Raw genomic sequence first — 16,197 nt, 5'->3', positions numbered from 1 at the left:
CAATAATATTGGATGAATAGCTTTTGCAATATAATCAGAAGGAAGGTGTATGCTTAGGCATTATACGATGGACAAAAAAAGCTTGCGTGAAATAAAAAAGAAGGCGACTGCTAATGCATTGGCTGAGGCAGCATTCGAGCTCGCACTTGATCGTGGTTTGGACGGCTTTACCATTGATGATATCGTTCAGCGGGCTGTTTATTCCAGGAGAACATTTGCAAACCACTTCTCCTGTAAGGAAGAAGCGGTGGCAACAGCTGCCCTAACCTTTAAATCCACCCGGGAGGCCGAAGAGTTAATTGAAGGTATGTCTGAAAACACTCCTTTGCTTGACATCCTGTACCATTTGATGAAGATGCAGTTGACAGCAAATCATTTCTGGAAAATGCGTAAACTGGTATCACTTACGAAACAAAACCCGACACTCGTTCCCTATATTCTTAGCGCTTTTCACCGATTGAAAATAACGGCACAGCAAACATTAAGTGAATTATCCCATGGCCGGGACTCTGATGAGTACATTCATCTTCTTGTAGGTGCTGTTTATGGAGCAATACAACCTTTGTACGATGGTAGTCTCCATGTACTGCTTCCAGGTGAATCGACATCCGAATCATGTGAGGCTGCAACCTACGACAAATATTTAGACACGATATTTAATTATCTGCGAAACGGATTTTATTAATATCCATTTCTGCAAATGAAACCAGACTCCGTAATTTTGATTAAACAAATATAGCCCGAATGTCTTACAAACTTTTTAGTGAAATTGGAATTAGATGGAGGTTTTACGATGACAAAGTACGCGATCGTTAATCGCGAAACATGCATTGGCTGTGGAAATTGTGAGGGAATCGATCAAGACATTTTTGAACTTGATGAAGATGGAATCGCGTTTGTGAAATTAGATCAAAATCAGGGGTCTATTCCAATACCTGAGGAAAAAGTTGATGCTTTAGAAGAAGCCATAGAGGAGTGCCCCACAGATTCAGTGAGGTTATCCGATCAGCCTTTTAGCAAGTAAGCTTCATTCAGATTCACTTGCTTAACTGGAAATGAAATGTCCGTTTTATATATGGCGGATAGAATGAGGCTGTTATCTATCAACATCTAAATTTTAATGTAAAGGAGATTTTTCGATGACTAAAGAAATTATTCCATTGCAAGAAGTTAAAAACTTCCAAACCCGTTCGGAAGAGTTTTTTCCACTTCATTGGTATAAAGAAATGCTCAGGTCACAGCCTGTTTACTTCGATGAAGACACGATGACTTGGAATGTTTTTAAGTATGAGCATGTTAAGGAAGTTTTAACGAACCATGAAGTCTTTTCAGTTGAAGGTCCTAGAACTTCCATTTCTGTAGGAGCGAATAGTGAAGAAGGAACACAGCCTGATAAGATCAATATTATGGTTGATCCACCAGAACATCGAAAAAGACGTTCCTTATTATCAGCAGCTTTTACTCCTCGCAGCTTAAAAATTTGGGAGCCCCGTATTCAACAGATTGCAACAGAACTTATCGATAACATACAGGAAAATGCCACTGTTGATATTGTTGATTCATTGACGGCTCCTTTTCCGGGAATGGTAATCACAGCATTATTTGGTGTTCCTGTAGAAGATCGATCTCAATTTAAACATTGGGTGGATATTCTCTTCCAACCTTATAATACAGCAAACCAGGAAGAAATCGAACGAAAAAAACAAGAGGCTGCTACAGAATATTATCAATATCTCTATCCAATAGTTGTCGAGAAACGATCTAATCCAGCTGAAGACATTCTTTCTGATCTTATTAAAGCCGAAGTAGATGGCGAAAGGCTTACGGATGATGAAATTGTAAGAGTATCCATGTTTCTTTTAGGTGCAGGTGTCGAAACCACCAGTCATGCGCTGGCCAATACGTTTTATTCAATGCTTTACGACGATCCATCCCTGTATCAAGAACTGCGCAATGATTTAGATTTGGTTCCAAAAGCTATCGAGGAAATGCTGCGTTATCGTTTTCATATCGCAAAGAGAGATCGAACCGTTAAGCAGGATAATAATTTATTAGGTCCTAAAATGAAAAAGGGAGATTCAGTCATTATTTGGCAGAGTGCAGCCAATATGGATGAAGAAATATTTGAGGATCCGTTCACACTCAATATTCATCGTTCCAACAACAAGAAGCATTTGACTTTCGGTAAAGGACAGCATTTCTGTTTAGGTGCCCCGCTTGCACGGCTGGAAATAAAGCTTGTGTTGGAAACCTTTTTACAAAAATTTTCCCGGATTGAGCCTGTGGAATCATTCGATTTGGAGAACAATTTAACCGATTCAGCACCGGGGCAGTCGTTAATGCATCTTCCGATAAAAGTATTTAAGTAAAGGAATAAATTGCTTCACCAAAAGCCCCGCTTGTTGGGAGGGTTAGTCTATTCCGACCGTTCCATGTTTCAGCATGGACGGTCTTTATTATGTTATGAACTTTCTGCATACACTTTAATTTAAATCTGAAAGCAACAATCCATATATAATACTATCTGTCCATTCTTCTTTATTCCAAAAATCCTGTATGAAATGCGCTTCTTTCCGCATACCAATACGCTTACATAACTTTTGGGATGCATTATTTCTTGCATCAAGATTAGCTTGTATACGGTGCACACCAAATTTATCAAATAAATTCTTAACCAGACCACTCGCAGCCTCTATTGCATAACCCTTTCCCGCAACTTCGTTAGAGAAACAAACACCAATTTCAACAGTATCTTTCATATCTGTATACCAAACAGATAAATCGCCAATCACCTTAATATGGTTTGCAACTGCCAAACTTAACATGGATTCTTTTGTGAGTGAACTATTCTCTAGCTTCTTATTAAACTCTTCATGCAAATTTTCATATGTCCACTTATCATGCAGGAGATATTTACATGTGTCATCATTATTGTAAATATTAAATACATCATGTAAGTCATCACTCTTAAATGGCCTAATTATTAATCTTTCAGTGTTAAAGTTCAAAGAAACTCCTCCTTTGAAAATGTCAAAAGATTATCCAGTCACCTGTTCCATTATTATTAACTTATTTTTACCATAAAAGTACCCTTTGGACAATGTGAAAATCCAAAGGGTATAACTTCATATCATTGATTAAATTCAGCAATACTTTTTATTTAACTTTAAATCTAGATGGAAAATCCATTTACCCGGTTCTATCCTGTGGGCAATCTTCCACATTAATAGCTTGCCAAATACTGTTCCCGCTCCCATGGATGCACAGTCGTACGGAACATATCCCATTCGATTTCTTTTGCTTCCATAAAATGTTCATGTAAATGTTCACCCATTGCTGCAACAACCACTGGGTCCTTGTCCAGTTCCATCAGGGCATCCATCAGAGTTGCCGGCAGATCTTTAATACCATTTTCAATTCGTTCAGCTTTATCCATAGTATAAATGTTTTGATCCACCGGTGTTGGCGGAGTCAGTTTGTTTTTCACTCCATCAAGACCGCTCGCAAGTAATACCGCCATTGCCATATATGGATTGGCCGCCGGATCAACACTTCGCACCTCAACACGTGTGCTTAATCCACGTGAATACGGGATACGTACCAATGGACTTCTGTTCGTACCTGACCATGCTACATAACAAGGTGCTTCATACCCGGGCACAAGGCGTTTATACGAATTAACAATCGGATTTGTTACAGCGGTGTAGTTTGTCGCATGTTTAATAACCCCTGCTGTAAATTGATATGCAATATCGCTTAGCTGCATGTCACCCTCTTTGTCAAAAAATTGGTTTTCACCGTTTTTAAATAACGACATATTGACATGCATTCCCGATCCATTCACTCCAAATAATGGTTTCGGCATAAAGGTGGCATGCAAGTTATGTTTCCGGGCAATGGTTTTAACAACAAGCTTAAATGTTTGGATATCGTCACAGTGTTTTACTGCATCTGAATATTTAAAATCAATTTCGTGCTGACCTGGTGCTGCTTCATGATGGGATGCTTCAATTTCGAATCCCATTTCCTCCAGTTCCAGGACAATATCACGGCGACAATTTTCTCCCAGGTCTGTTGGTGCAAGGTCGAAGTATCCACCATGGTCGTTCAATTCAAGTGAAGGATCTCCCTTTTCATCAAGCTTGAATAAAAAGAATTCCGGTTCCGTTCCAATATTAAATGCATCAAACCCTAATTCTTCCATTTTTTTAAGATTTCGTTTCAGGTTATATCGCGGGCACCCTTCAAATGGTGTCCCATCGGGGTTATAAATATCACAAATAAAACGCGCTACTTTCCCCTTTTCGGAAGTCCATGGAAACACTACGAATGAATCCAAATCCGGATGCAGATACATATCTGATTCCTCAATCCGGACAAATCCTTCGATGGAAGAACCGTCAAACATCATTTTGTTATCGAATGCTTTATCCAATTGACCAAGCGGGATTTCTACATTTTTAATGATCCCAAGCATGTCTGTGAACTGTAATCGGATAAAGCGTACGTTTTCCTCCTCGATAATTTTATAAATCTCTTCCTTGGTTAAACCTGAACTCATGTAAGTTCCTCCTAGTTATAATTTAATGAAAAAAACGGGACATTTCACCTTGCAGCATGTTTGCCTTTCCCATTTTTCCAGTTTCAAACAATAATTCATTACGGACCATTTTACGTAATTTTTTGGTTTCCAATCTTACATCTTTCGAATTAACAATTTCTTTTTCAGTTACTATGTGTTTAATTCCCGCCAGATTAATTCCTTGCTCAAGCAGATTTTTTATCTCCAGCAGGCGGTCAACATCACGGAAAGAAAACAAGCGCTGATTACCGGATGTTCGCTCCGGATGAACCAAATCATGTTCTTCATAATACCTGATTTGCCGAGCAGTCAATTCAGTCAGCTTTTTGACAACGCCAATTGAAAATAAGGGCATGGAGCGTCTTTCCTGATCATCCATTGATATCCCCCATTCCAGTAATTTTATACTTATCATAGCAAATGTCAGTTAATCTGTCAATATAATGTAAGGTTTCCTGACATGGATAAAAAAAGAAAAGAGCCAAATCTGGCTCTTTATTTAATACCCTGTATATTCGGTAATAAACCTTTCTCTCCTAAATGCATTACAGCCTCCTCAAGCGCAATCTTCACATGGGCATACGTCAGTCCGCCCTGTACGAAAGCTGTATATGGTTCTCTGATCGGACCATCTGCAGTAAGTTCAATACTTGCTCCCTGGATAAATGTACCGGCTGCCATGATGACTTTATCCTGATAACCCGGCATTTCACTTGGATATGGTGTCACAAAGGCGTTTACAGGTGAGTTATGTTGAATCGCCTGACAAAAGGCCACCATATTCGCTTCATCATGAAATGTAACCGCTTGGATTAAATCTGTCCGTTTCGCTTCAAAATGTGGAGTTGTTTCAAATCCGGTTAATTCCAGAAAACGTGCTGTTAAAATTGCACCCTTTAACGATTCCGCTACAATATGCGGTGCAAGAAATAGCCCTTGGAACAATTCCTGAAGCATCCCCAGGGTTGCTCCGGTTTCCTTACCAAGTCCTGGCGCAGTCAACCGATGCCCGCACTGCAGTATCAGGTCCTCCCGTCCTGCTATGTATCCCCCTGCTCTAACAATACCGCCGCCAGGGTTCTTGATTAACGAACCGGCTATAACGTCGGCACCAACGTGAAGCGGTTCTTGCTCCTCAACAAACTCACCATAGCAATTATCCACAAAAATAATCAGGTTTTTATCGATGTTCTTTACAAATTGCACCATTTTTGCAATTTCATCAATTGTAAAAGATGGTCTGTCATCATAGCCTTTTGAACGTTGGATCGCCACCACTTTTGTCTGTGATGAAATGGACTGTTTAATACCAGCATAGTCAATCCCGCCATTCTCCAACAAAGCAACTTCCTTATACCCAATATTAAATTCGTGCAATGAACCTGAATCATCACCAGCTTTTCCAATGACTGTTTCCAAGGTATCATAAGGTTTCCCTGTAATGTAAATTAATTCGTCGCTGGGACGCAGCATACCAAAAAGTGCCGTTGATATGGCATGTGTGCCTGAAACCAGTTGCGGTCTGACGAGTGCATCTTCCCCGCCAAATACATCTGCATATACTTTTTCAAGTACTTCTCTTCCCAAATCATCGTAGCCATAGCCTGTGGTGGAATTAAAATGGCTGTCATTTACACGATTTTCCCGGAATGCTTTAAGAACCCGTCTTTGATTGTATTCAGCTATTTGATTGACTTGTTTATGTTGTTCTTCGCAATCTGCTTCTGCCTGTTTCATTAATTGTTGTATCATTTACAGTTTCTTACTCCTTCATAAGACTTTTTAATGGGTGATTCTCCCGCATAAAGCCTTCGACAATATATTCATTTTGTATTTCTTGAAACGATTGACCGGTTATAATTGTCTTGCGCTTCAGCCTGTTCAATGTTTTCCCCTGGTCAGGCAATACTTGAACCTGGTACCATTCCCATGCATCTTTCAGGATTGATTCTATCTTTAAAAGCAAGCGGGTAATATCTGCATCCTCCAAAGCACTAATCGTGATATTCGGATGATTGATACCAATAAAATCATCCTCAAGTAAATCTTTTTTATTATAAACGGTCAACATGGGAATGTTATCAGCTTCCAAGTCCCGCAACAGACGATTTACCGTTTTGTGGTGCTGTTCCATATCGGGGTTTGCCGCATCTGCAACGTGCAGAATAAAATCTGCTTCTGTCACTTCCTCCAATGTTGATTTGAATGATGCAACGAGTGATGTGGGCAAGTCCTGAATAAATCCAACCGTATCTGTAAGCAGCGTTTGAAAACCGGATGGAAGCTGAATCTTTCTGGTCAATGGGTCAAGTGTTGCAAAAAGCTGATCCTCCACCAGAGATCCGCTGTTTGTTAACTGATTAAATAAGGTAGACTTACCAGCATTGGTATAGCCTACCACTGCAATCTGAAAAATTTCATTTGTCCTGCGACGTTTCCGGTATTGCTCACGTTGCTGGACAACTGCCTTCAGCCGTCGTTTAATATCTACAATCCGCTGCCTGATATGACGCTGATCAGTTTCGAGTTTTGTCTCCCCTGGTCCGCGTGTTCCAATACCGGCACCTAGCCGGGACATTTCCGTACCCTGCCCATGCAGTCTGGGCAGTAAATATTCAAGCTGCGCCAGTTCCACTTGGAGTTTGCCTTCTTTTGTCCGTGCGCGCTGGGCAAATATATCCAAAATCAACTGGCTTCGGTCGATAACCCGGACTCCAATATGATCGGATAGGTTACGCAATTGACCAGGAGATAGTTCATCGTTGGAAATGATCAGCTCTATTTGTAATTCCTCAGCCATGTGTTTAATTTCATTCATTTTACCTTCACCGATATAATATGCAGGATGAATCCGCTGCCTGTTTTGGGTGATTACTTCCGCCACCTGTCCCCCAGCCGTTTCACAAAGGGATACCAGTTCATCCAGTGAAGATTGAAATCGATTGTCTTGATGTTCCGGTTTTTTAACCGCGATAATCAGTATGGGCTCTGACATAAATACAATAACCTCTTTCTATGTTAGATACATGCTTACATCTATCTAAATCATAGCAAAGAAGTTATTCAATCACAATTTAAGCCTCATCCAGTGACAAATCAGCTCCAGTCAATTGGATCAGATCATCAACTGTAAAGTGTTCCTTGCCAAGGAGTCGAACAGCGTGCAAGCGTATGGAATGCTCAATAATATTGCGCACATACCTGGCATTGGAAAAGTTGCGATAGGTTTCCTGTTTCTTCTGACGCAAATGTTTTTTCAATTTCCATTCTGCTTCCGTTGTTAATTCATATTCCCGCTCATGAACCATCTGCTTAGCGATTTTTAAAAGCTGTTCCAGATCGTAATCCTGAAAGTCAAGAATAAACGGAAATCGTGACTTCAATCCGGGATTAAGTGTTAAAAATCGGTCCATTTCATACGGGTATCCCGCCAAAATTAATACAAAATCATTATGATTGTCTTCCATATGTTTCACAAGTGTATCAATTGCTTCCTTGCCGAAATCCTTTTCACCGCCCCGTGCAAGCGAATATGCTTCATCGACAAACAGAATCCCGCCCATTGCCTTTTGAATGATGGCACGGGTTTTCTGTGCTGTTTGCCCGATATATTCACCGACCAGATCCGCCCGCTCCGCTTCGATGAAATGCCCTTTTGACAACAAATTCATGTCAAAATACATTTTTGCCAGTTTCCTTGCCACTGTTGTCTTTCCTGTTCCGGGGTTTCCCTTAAATAGCATATGAAGAACCTGCTTGTTACCAGATAGATTCATTTGCCTTCGCTTTTCATTCATCACAATCGTTGCATAAATTTCCTTAATCGTCTTTTTCAAATTTGTCATCCCAATGAATGATGAAAACTCGCTGTCAATATGTGAAAAAGGATTATTATCTGGATCATTTCCAGTAGATGTTTCTTCAACAGCCACATCGTTTTTTTGAAGAACAATGTTGATTTGGCCATTTCGGTTTCGAAGCTTTTGCGATTCCACATCATCACCCCTCAGTCACGTTAGTATACGCCACACATGATGGAGTTGTGACAATCGCCTATTATAGGAACAAAAAAAACGGAAGCGTCAATGTACGCCTCCGCTTTTATGTTATTCTTTTTCAATCGATACGTTTTTAACAGGTGCAAATGTGGATATTGCATGTTTAAACAATAATTGCTGTTTTCCGTCAGTTTCCAAAAGTACGGTAAAGTTATCAAATGCTTTGACAATGCCCCTTAATTGAAACCCATTTGTTAGAAAAACAGTAACAGAAACGTGTTCCTTTCTAAGCTGATTCAAATACTGATCCTGAATATTTACTGTTTGTGCCATGAATAATTTCCTCCTCTATTTCTATCTACATATATTTAATTCTATATTTCTTCCAACATTCCTGCTAAATCACGCAAAATTTTTCGAAATGTTTCCTCAATTGTTTCCGGGGTCATTTCATACCAGTTTACATGCATCTTGTTTTTAAACCAAGTATACTGTCTTTTCGCGTATCTTCGCGAATTCCGCTTCAATAATTCAACCGACTTATCCAGTGTTTGTTCATTTTTAAAATAAGGGATGAATTCTTTATAGCCAATGCCTTTCATGGATTGATAATCTGCTAGTCCCTGCCGGTAAAAATATTCTGCCTCTTCAATTAATCCGGCATTTATCATTTCATCTACCCGCAAGTTTATACGCTTATACAGCAATTCCCGGTCCATTTCCAAGCCAATTAATATCGGGTTATACAATGATTCAGCAACTTGTTCATTCTGATATTCTGTCATTGTTTTCCCGGTTGTTTCAAAAATTTCGAGTGCCCGGATAACGCGTCGATGATTATTAGGATGAATTTTGGCAGCCTGCTGCGGATCAGTTATCTTAAGCCGATTATAAAGAGAGCCAGCGCCATCACGATTCAATTGCCTTTCCAGTCTGTCAGTAACCTCTGCATCCCTTGGCTGTTCAGAAAAATTATAATTGTATAATGCACCTTGTATGTATAGACCGCTCCCCCCTGCTATAATTGGGAGCTTACTTCGTGAACTAATAGCATCGATATGGTGCTGTACATGATTTTGAAAGTCGGCAACCGAAAAAGGCTCATCCGGATTTTTGATATCAATCATGTAATGCGGGATACCTTTCATTTCATGACTGGTGATTTTAGCAGTTCCAATATCCATACCCTTAAAAACCTGCATCGAATCGCCGCTGATCACCTCTCCATTAAATGTTTTGGCAATCTCCAGGCTAAGTCGCGTTTTTCCGACAGCTGTCGGCCCAACGACTGCTATGACTGTTTTTTTCATCAGCATTCCCCTATTATTTATTATTCATACGCATTATAAGCGCGAAGCATCCACACAGATTTCTCCAATTTTCCTTGTAAAGTTATTAACAAATCAGCAGTTGGTTCATCTTTCTGTTCAGATGCTTCCGGAAGTCCCATTTTCTTGATTTCTTCAATTAGCAGTGTGAAATCGCGAATCAGCTGTGCGATCAGTTCATCTTCCTTATCATCAGCAGTTGCTTCTTCCAATGTGGCTTCCTTTAAATACTTTGACATGGTAGCAAGCGGTTTTCCGCCAATCATTAGTACCCGCTCAGCGATTTCATCCAGGTCTTCTGCTGTTTCCGTATACATGTCCTCAAAAACTGCATGCAGCTGATAAAAATGTCTTCCCTGGACAAACCAGTGATACCGGTGTAATTTCACATACATAACAAAGTAGTTGGACAGCAATTGATTTAAAAAGTTTATAAGTTTTTGATTTTCCATTTGACACACCTCGCAATACCGTTAGTATGTACGAGAAGTGAAGATTTATGCAGGTATGCATGATGCGTATAATTCAAGCTGCTTATACGTATTTTTGATGTTAAGCTTTTCAACCTGCATTTATTTTAACATAATGTAATCAGGATAGTCGTTATCGTTTTGTAACTTATAGTAATGGAAACCATTTTTTACAATATATTGGGTAGTGAAACTGTATTTGATTTTGACAAAAAAAGGATGAGTAAGGTTTGTTTATATATACGGTACAATGATTTATACGGTTCAACCTGGGGATCGCCTATATCAATTGCACTAATGACCCAACAGGGCCAGGACTTAATCAATGATTTTGCCCCTTAAGCACACTACTCATTTTTCAGTTGCATTAATAACCATTCAAAGGAAAAATTCACTGGAGGTAGCTATGCATTCCGGCACCCTTGTTGATGCGGACCTCTCATATGCTTTATTAGAATCTATATTTTATCCAGGGAGCCCCTTGCACGACGGAGCTGTATTAATTCAAAGGAATACAATCATATCAGCCGGAAATATTCTTCCACTCTCGCAACAAAATCCAAGGGAGAGAACCCTTGGTACAAGGCACAGAGCTGCCATTGGATTGTCTGAAATAAGTGATGCACTTGTCCTGTGCCCCACGATGAATGGATCTTTTGCGTGGTCACCCACGTTTTTCTGGATCTCATTGATGACAGCCAATGGAAAGTTCATTCGTTTTTTCAGGCTTCCACCCCAGTGGTCGTCACGATGATTTGAATGAGGAGAAAAGAACTGATGGATCAGGTATCCATTCGCTCCATGGATTTCAACCCCGTCGAATCCGGCTTGAATGGCTCGACGGGCGCCCTCCCCATACGCATGAATGATTTCCTTAATTTCGCCATCCTCTAATGCACGGGGAACCGGTTCGTTCTCTCCTGCCGGAACTGCACTAGCACTGACAATGTCCCCATTTGGGACTAAATCCGGTGGACACAACCGTCCACCATGATAAATTTGCAAGACCGCTTTGGCGCCTTGATCTTGAATCGTTGTCGCCAACCTTCTTAATCCCGGGATCATATCATCATTGTGCACGCCAATTTCGCCGGAGAAGCCTTTGCCGCCTGCTGTCACATTGGCACAGGCTGTGACGACCATGCTGACGCCTTTTGAACGACGTTTATAATATTTCACTTCATCATCAGAAACCGTTCCGTCCGAATTTGAGGACCAGTTGGTCATGGGGGCCATGACCATACGATTCTTCAATCGGGTACCATTTGGAAAAGAAAAGGATTCAAATAATAGCTGGTATTTTTCATTCAATGTTTTTGCCTCCCCTTTATAACTTCACCTTAAAAAAGATTATTTACAAAAATAAATGTACCTTCCTATAATAAAAACAACCAATCGCAAATCATATAAATACTTTCATTACTCGCAAATTCCTTAGACATTCCTTAGTGCCTCTTCAATCGGAACATCGCCTGACAGAATTTCAAACACCCGATGGGATGTATTTTCTGTATCTAGTGAAGTGACAGCAACTTGCGCTACATCAGCACGCGGAATGCCATTGGAACGGTCTTCGATATGTTCCGCCGCGGTAATGGTCCCATTGGCAGGTTCGTTTAATAACCTTCCGGGACGGAGAATGGTATAATTCAAATGACTGGATTGCAGGTTTTTGTCCGCATCGCCTTTTGCTTTGAAATAATATTTCATGGACTCCGGGCCATTATCAGGGGTATCAGCATTCATCGAACTGACCATGATAAAACGCTTTACATGATTATTTTCTGCCTCGTTCACCGCCTTCATAGCACCTTGGCGATCCACCAATTCCGTTTTTTCAGGACCGGTATGGCCACCGGAACCAGCGGTAAAAATCACCGCATCGCAACCGTCAAAAGCATAAGAAAAATCCTGCTCTAAATCAGCAACAACAACCTCCGCCCCTAAATGTTCTAGTTCATTCGCCTGATTTTCGTTGCGAATCATCGCCTTTGCTTGATGTTCGCTCTTGTCCAGGACAGATAAAATATGTTGCCCAATTTGTCCATATGCACCGATCACTAATACTTTCATATCAACAGCTCCTCTTATAATAATTTCACAGCTCCAACTGGCGGTTACTTTTCATCCTAATATTTAAATTTGTCTTCTCTAATAGGATTAAACAATCGAATCAATTCCATTAAGCAGTCTCTTATACGCTATCAATACCGAATTCATCAAGTATGGATGCGATATTGAACTTTTATTCTATTTTACCACGCTAGCCCTTAATCAAAATAAGACCATAATCGCGTCTTTCGTGTTGGACAGATACCCATTGTACTGTTGTGAATTCGTCAAGAATCCAGTTCCCATTAAATCGACCAAGACCTGATTCTTTTTCCCCGCCAAACGGGACGTGGAACTCGTCATTAACGGTGATCATTGACATGAACCATACCGATATGAAGTCTTCTAGCGATGTTTACCCCATGTTCTAAGGAATAAGAATGGACGGCTCCGCTTAAGCCATACGGTGAATCGTTGGTGATGTCACTCCTTTCTCTGAAAAAATTCGTTTGTAAAATCTGTCCACTTCCCTTACCCCACACGGAGGACAATTTTTCCTTTGGCATGATGTGTTTCACTTAATCGGTGGGCTTCTTGAATCTCCTCAAGTTTCATAACTGTCCCTACATTTGCACGGATCTTTCCTTGTTCAGTCATTTCCCCGATCTTGGCAAGCTGTTCACCATCAGGTTCAAGGAAAACATACCCCGCCTTCACCTTTTTCGTTTGGGCTAATTCCTGATCAGGCTGACCAGCAATAGAAACCAGAACACCTTCTTCTTTTAAAACATCATAACTTTGCGTCTGGATATCACCACCAAGCGTATCAAACACAATGTCCATATCGGCAAGAACCTGTGTGAAATCTTCGATGCGGTAATCAATAACTTTGTCTGCCCCCAGCGATTTAACAAATTCAATATTTTTCGTGCTGCAAGTCGTTGCCACCCAGGCACCCAAGGATTTTGCGAGTTGAATGGCAAAACTTCCAACTCCCCCTGATCCAGCGTGAATTAACACTTTGTCACCTTGTTTGATGTCAGCAAAGTCATCAAGACATTGCCACGATGTTAATCCAACAAGCGGAATTGATGCAGCTTCTTCAAAAGATAGATTTTCCGGTTTTTTTGCAACAAGGTTTTCATCAACAGCTACATATTCCGCATAAGTTCCATTACGGGTTATATCCGGCCGGGTAAATACCTTGTCTCCGACCCTGAATTTCGTCACTTTTTTTCCTAACTCTTTTATTGTTCCTGCGGCATCCAAACCGAGAGTAAGCGGAAAGTTATAATCCAGCATTCCTTTCAGATATCCCTCACGTATTTTCCAATCAACGGGGTTTACGGACGTAGCTGCTATCTCAATCAAAACATCATTGTCTTTCAAATTTGGTTCGTCTATTTCCGTATACTTTAACTCATCAATCCCGCCGTATTTTTCAATAATAACTGCTTTCAATTTGGGTCCTCCTTCATCATGCATTTCCTTATTCCTAATTCGTTATTCCCCATCGACTTTTATGAGTTGCTTGCCAAGATTTTCACCTTTAAACAACCCGAGAAAAGCTTCTGGTACGTTCTCAAATCCTTCCACAATATTTTCTTCATATTTCAGTTTTCCCTTGGCTAACCAGCTTGAAAGATCTCGGATACCTTCACTGAAACGGTCAGCATAGTCACCAATGATAAAGCCTTTGATCAATCCACGGCTCTTAATGAGTTTTGTCTGAATTCTTGGACCTAGATCACCGTCAGTCCGGTTATAAGACGAAATCGCACCGCAAAGAGGGATGCGTGCAAATTCATTTAATAGATTTATCGCTGCGTCAGAAATTGGTCCGCCGACATTGTCAAAATATATATCTATTCCATTTGGACAGGCTTTCTCAAGCGCCTGTTCCATATTTGGAGAGGTTTTATAGTTAATCGTTTCGTCAAAGCCAAGTTCCTTCTTTAAATAGGTTGTCTTTTCATCGGAACCAGCAATTCCGACAACTCGAGCTCCTTTAATTTTGGCAATCTGTCCAACGATCATACCAACCGCTCCTGCTGCACCGGATACAACAACTGTTTCCCCTTCTTTTGGCTGACCAATATCAAGCAGACCAAAATAAGCAGTCAAGCCAGTTAAGCCAAGGACACTCAGGTATGCGGTCAGAGGAGCGATTGTTTCATCAATTTTACGTACCTTGGATTCCTGAATAACGTTATATCGCTGCCATCCGAGCGTCCCGACTACTTTATCACCGACGCTTAACTGATCTGAATCAGATAAAACGACCTCTCCAATAATTCCGCCACAGATCATCTCATTTAATTCGAAAGGTTTCACATACGATTTTGCATCATCCATCCTGCCCCTCATATACGGATCAACAGATAAATAGATTGTTTTAACAAGAACCTCTCCTTCTTCCGGTTGTGGTACAGGACTGTCTTTAAATGTAAAATTCTCTTTTGTTGGCATCCCTTTTGGGCGCTTTGCCAATAGAATCTGACTATTTTTCAATTTTTCTTTTAATGTCATTATCTTTCCACCCCTTTAGCCTTCAAGTCGACTGCAATATTATCCCTGGTTGCTTTGGAGTATGGACAGATTTGATGGGCGGATTCAACAAGTTGTTCAGCTACTTCTTGTTCAACCCCTGGAATTTTAACATCCAATGCAACAGTAAGAGCGAAACCTCCATCGGTATCTTTTCCTATTGATACTTGCGCTTTCACCTCTGTTTCGCCAATTTTAGTTCGTTGCTTTCTGGCAGCCAAATTCAACGCACTGTCAAAGCAGGCTGCATACCCAGCAGAAAATAATTGTTCCGGATTGGTCCCTTCTCCCCCAGCACCGCCAAGTGATTTAGGCATTACTAATGGCATATCAATTATCTTATCATCTGAAATCACACGCCCATTACGTCCACCTCTGACAGTGGATGAAGCAGTATATAAAGCATTCATGTTAATCACCTCAATTTAATTTTGCTTAATTTAATTGTGCCCAATATAATTGTGCAATGCTTATTAAAACATAAAAAGTTCCTCTCGTCAAAAAACCAGTTTGACATTTCATGAACTTCCATATAGTTTAAAATAGAGAAGGACTGAAAGGATGAATGTTATGGAGAAAGATGAAGCAATAAAATTAAACAACCAGCTGTGTTTTTCTATCTATTCATTATCAAGAGAAATCAATAAATTGTATCGTCCGTTTTTGGAAGAACTCAATTTAACTTATACACAGTATCTTGTCATGCTTGTTTTGTGGGAAAAAGAATCCTGTACAATGAAGGAGTTGGGAGACAGTCTTTTTCTCGATTCCGGAACACTTTCCCCAGTGCTCAAGCGCCTTACAGAAAGAGCGTTAACATACCGAAAACGAGATCCCGATGATGAAAGGCGTGTATTAATTTCCTTAACTGAAGAAGGAAAACAATTAAAGGAAACGGCAGCGGAAATTCCCGGTAAGCTTATTAAAAAGAGTGGTCTCAGTGAAGAGGAATTTTCGAAGACCCTTTTCGACTTCACAAATTTATTACAGCAAATTCAGCAAGCGAATACAGAGTAGATCATGTGCTTCAGCAAAAAGGAAAGAAAAGGTAACAGGCCCCTCTTTCCTTTTTACAGTTTAAATGTCTTTCGCTTACTAGAATATTTTTGTATCCGGGATGGCTGATGCTCCTGAAAAAAATCCAAAATGAACAACAAAAAGGTGACAACCCCTCACCTCTTTCCTTACTTAACTCAACTTTCGGAGTTGAAAAATAGGAC

The 16,197-nt window shown here is 40.4% G+C and carries 17 protein-coding genes and 3 pseudogenes; 5 read left to right on the top strand and 15 right to left on the bottom strand.

Annotation, left to right across the window (positions count from 1 at the left end; genetic code table 11):
- The first annotated feature begins 49 nt into the window (after positions 1–49).
- The 3 genes from B1K71_RS09645 to B1K71_RS09635 all read left to right on the top strand — a co-directional run bounded on the left by B1K71_RS09645 (position 50) and on the right by B1K71_RS09635 (position 2,369).
- Entirely contained in the window at positions 50–685 is a 636-nt protein-coding gene (locus B1K71_RS09645; RefSeq protein ID WP_245799222.1) for a TetR/AcrR family transcriptional regulator, read from the top strand.
- A 108-nt stretch (positions 686–793) separates the two neighbouring features.
- A complete protein-coding gene (locus B1K71_RS09640; RefSeq protein WP_077326346.1) occupies positions 794–1,024 on the top strand; it encodes a ferredoxin in 231 nt (76 codons plus the stop codon).
- A 115-nt stretch (positions 1,025–1,139) separates the two neighbouring features.
- On the top strand, positions 1,140–2,369 hold the full coding sequence (locus tag B1K71_RS09635) for a cytochrome P450 (RefSeq protein WP_077326345.1): 1,230 nt from the start codon (positions 1,140–1,142) through the stop codon (positions 2,367–2,369).
- 114 nt (positions 2,370–2,483) lie between these two features.
- On the opposite strand, the gene B1K71_RS09630 is transcribed toward B1K71_RS09635, so the two are convergent.
- The 9 genes from B1K71_RS09630 to B1K71_RS09590 all read right to left on the bottom strand — a co-directional run bounded on the left by B1K71_RS09630 (position 2,484) and on the right by B1K71_RS09590 (position 10,360).
- On the bottom strand, positions 2,484–3,008 hold the full coding sequence (locus B1K71_RS09630) for a GNAT family N-acetyltransferase (protein WP_077326344.1): 525 nt from the start codon (positions 3,006–3,008) through the stop codon (positions 2,484–2,486).
- Positions 3,009–3,223: 215 nt separating this feature from the next.
- On the bottom strand, positions 3,224–4,561 hold the full coding sequence (gene glnA / locus B1K71_RS09625; RefSeq protein WP_077326342.1) for a type I glutamate--ammonia ligase: 1,338 nt from the start codon (positions 4,559–4,561) through the stop codon (positions 3,224–3,226).
- Positions 4,562–4,583: 22 nt separating this feature from the next.
- On the bottom strand, positions 4,584–4,961 hold the full coding sequence (locus B1K71_RS09620) for a MerR family transcriptional regulator (protein ID WP_077326340.1): 378 nt from the start codon (positions 4,959–4,961) through the stop codon (positions 4,584–4,586).
- Positions 4,962–5,077: 116 nt separating this feature from the next.
- Positions 5,078–6,334 carry a methionine gamma-lyase family protein gene (locus B1K71_RS09615; protein WP_077326338.1) on the bottom strand — a complete coding sequence of 419 codons (1,257 nt, stop codon included), beginning with the start codon at positions 6,332–6,334 and terminating at the stop codon, positions 5,078–5,080.
- Positions 6,335–6,344: 10 nt separating this feature from the next.
- The gene (hflX, locus tag B1K71_RS09610; protein ID WP_077326336.1) at positions 6,345–7,577 is read right to left on the bottom strand and encodes a GTPase HflX; all 1,233 of its coding nucleotides are present in this window, start codon (positions 7,575–7,577) and stop codon (positions 6,345–6,347) included.
- Between the two features lie 79 nt (positions 7,578–7,656).
- Positions 7,657–8,577, bottom strand: coding sequence for a stage V sporulation protein K (gene spoVK, locus B1K71_RS09605; RefSeq protein WP_077326334.1), 921 nt, complete (start codon positions 8,575–8,577; stop codon positions 7,657–7,659).
- 111 nt (positions 8,578–8,688) lie between these two features.
- A complete protein-coding gene (gene hfq / locus B1K71_RS09600; RefSeq protein ID WP_077326332.1) occupies positions 8,689–8,913 on the bottom strand; it encodes an RNA chaperone Hfq in 225 nt (74 codons plus the stop codon).
- Between the two features lie 41 nt (positions 8,914–8,954).
- A complete protein-coding gene (gene miaA, locus B1K71_RS09595) occupies positions 8,955–9,890 on the bottom strand; it encodes a tRNA (adenosine(37)-N6)-dimethylallyltransferase MiaA (protein WP_077326330.1) in 936 nt (311 codons plus the stop codon).
- A gap of 20 nt (positions 9,891–9,910) precedes the next feature.
- Positions 9,911–10,360, bottom strand: a complete 450-nt coding sequence (locus B1K71_RS09590) for a Dps family protein (protein ID WP_077326328.1) — start codon at positions 10,358–10,360, stop codon at positions 9,911–9,913.
- A gap of 343 nt (positions 10,361–10,703) precedes the next feature.
- Between B1K71_RS09590 and B1K71_RS20145 the strand changes: the two are divergent.
- Positions 10,704–10,952, top strand: a pseudogene (locus B1K71_RS20145) (diadenylate cyclase); the annotation flags it as partial.
- A 50-nt stretch (positions 10,953–11,002) separates the two neighbouring features.
- On the opposite strand, the pseudogene B1K71_RS20140 reads toward B1K71_RS20145, so the two are convergent.
- The 6 genes and pseudogenes from B1K71_RS20140 to B1K71_RS09560 all read right to left on the bottom strand — a co-directional run.
- Positions 11,003–11,689: pseudogene (locus B1K71_RS20140) on the bottom strand (NADH-dependent flavin oxidoreductase); the annotation flags it as partial.
- 123 nt (positions 11,690–11,812) lie between these two features.
- Complete coding sequence (locus B1K71_RS09575) at positions 11,813–12,451, bottom strand: SDR family oxidoreductase (RefSeq protein ID WP_077326325.1); 639 nt, start codon at positions 12,449–12,451, stop codon at positions 11,813–11,815.
- A 190-nt stretch (positions 12,452–12,641) separates the two neighbouring features.
- A pseudogene (locus tag B1K71_RS19650) lies at positions 12,642–12,996 on the bottom strand (aldehyde dehydrogenase family protein).
- Complete coding sequence (locus B1K71_RS09570; RefSeq protein WP_077326323.1) at positions 12,962–13,891, bottom strand: NADP-dependent oxidoreductase; 930 nt, start codon at positions 13,889–13,891, stop codon at positions 12,962–12,964. Before B1K71_RS09570 ends, B1K71_RS19650 begins: the two are co-directional and overlap by 35 nt.
- 42 nt (positions 13,892–13,933) lie before the next feature.
- On the bottom strand, positions 13,934–14,959 hold the full coding sequence (locus tag B1K71_RS09565) for an NADP-dependent oxidoreductase (protein ID WP_077326321.1): 1,026 nt from the start codon (positions 14,957–14,959) through the stop codon (positions 13,934–13,936).
- Positions 14,959–15,387, bottom strand: a complete 429-nt coding sequence (locus B1K71_RS09560; RefSeq protein WP_077326319.1) for an organic hydroperoxide resistance protein — start codon at positions 15,385–15,387, stop codon at positions 14,959–14,961. Before B1K71_RS09560 ends, B1K71_RS09565 begins: the two co-directional genes overlap by 1 nt.
- Before the next feature lie 160 nt (positions 15,388–15,547).
- On the opposite strand from B1K71_RS09560, the gene B1K71_RS09555 reads away from it, so the two are divergent.
- Positions 15,548–15,994, top strand: coding sequence for a MarR family winged helix-turn-helix transcriptional regulator (locus tag B1K71_RS09555; protein ID WP_077330159.1), 447 nt, complete (start codon positions 15,548–15,550; stop codon positions 15,992–15,994).
- Positions 15,995–16,197 lie beyond the last annotated feature (203 nt).

The sequence above is a fragment of the Virgibacillus siamensis genome, assembly GCF_900162695.1.
Classification (GTDB): domain Bacteria; phylum Bacillota; class Bacilli; order Bacillales; family Amphibacillaceae; genus Lentibacillus; species Lentibacillus siamensis_A.
This window is presented reverse-complemented; position numbering and strand designations above follow the sequence as displayed.

What these genes read in the sequence shown, in the direction of transcription:
- miaA (WP_077326330.1), bottom strand. Translation starts at nt 9,890, where the DNA reads ATGAAAAAAACAGTCATAGCAGTCGTTGGGCCGACAGCTGTCGGAAAA.
- B1K71_RS09565 (WP_077326321.1), bottom strand. Translation starts at nt 14,959, where the DNA reads ATGACATTAAAAGAAAAATTGAAAAATAGTCAGATTCTATTGGCAAAG.
- B1K71_RS09590 (WP_077326328.1), bottom strand. Translation starts at nt 10,360, where the DNA reads ATGGAAAATCAAAAACTTATAAACTTTTTAAATCAATTGCTGTCCAAC.
- glnA (WP_077326342.1), bottom strand. Translation starts at nt 4,561, where the DNA reads ATGAGTTCAGGTTTAACCAAGGAAGAGATTTATAAAATTATCGAGGAG.
- B1K71_RS09615 (WP_077326338.1), bottom strand. Translation starts at nt 6,334, where the DNA reads ATGATACAACAATTAATGAAACAGGCAGAAGCAGATTGCGAAGAACAA.
- B1K71_RS09635 (WP_077326345.1), top strand. Translation starts at nt 1,140, where the DNA reads ATGACTAAAGAAATTATTCCATTGCAAGAAGTTAAAAACTTCCAAACC.
- B1K71_RS09560 (WP_077326319.1), bottom strand. Translation starts at nt 15,387, where the DNA reads ATGAATGCTTTATATACTGCTTCATCCACTGTCAGAGGTGGACGTAAT.
- B1K71_RS09645 (WP_245799222.1), top strand. Translation starts at nt 50, where the DNA reads ATGCTTAGGCATTATACGATGGACAAAAAAAGCTTGCGTGAAATAAAA.
- B1K71_RS09640 (WP_077326346.1), top strand. Translation starts at nt 794, where the DNA reads ATGACAAAGTACGCGATCGTTAATCGCGAAACATGCATTGGCTGTGGA.
- B1K71_RS09575 (WP_077326325.1), bottom strand. Translation starts at nt 12,451, where the DNA reads ATGAAAGTATTAGTGATCGGTGCATATGGACAAATTGGGCAACATATT.
- hflX (WP_077326336.1), bottom strand. Translation starts at nt 7,577, where the DNA reads ATGTCAGAGCCCATACTGATTATCGCGGTTAAAAAACCGGAACATCAA.
- B1K71_RS09555 (WP_077330159.1), top strand. Translation starts at nt 15,548, where the DNA reads ATGGAGAAAGATGAAGCAATAAAATTAAACAACCAGCTGTGTTTTTCT.
- hfq (WP_077326332.1), bottom strand. Translation starts at nt 8,913, where the DNA reads ATGGCACAAACAGTAAATATTCAGGATCAGTATTTGAATCAGCTTAGA.
- B1K71_RS09620 (WP_077326340.1), bottom strand. Translation starts at nt 4,961, where the DNA reads ATGGATGATCAGGAAAGACGCTCCATGCCCTTATTTTCAATTGGCGTT.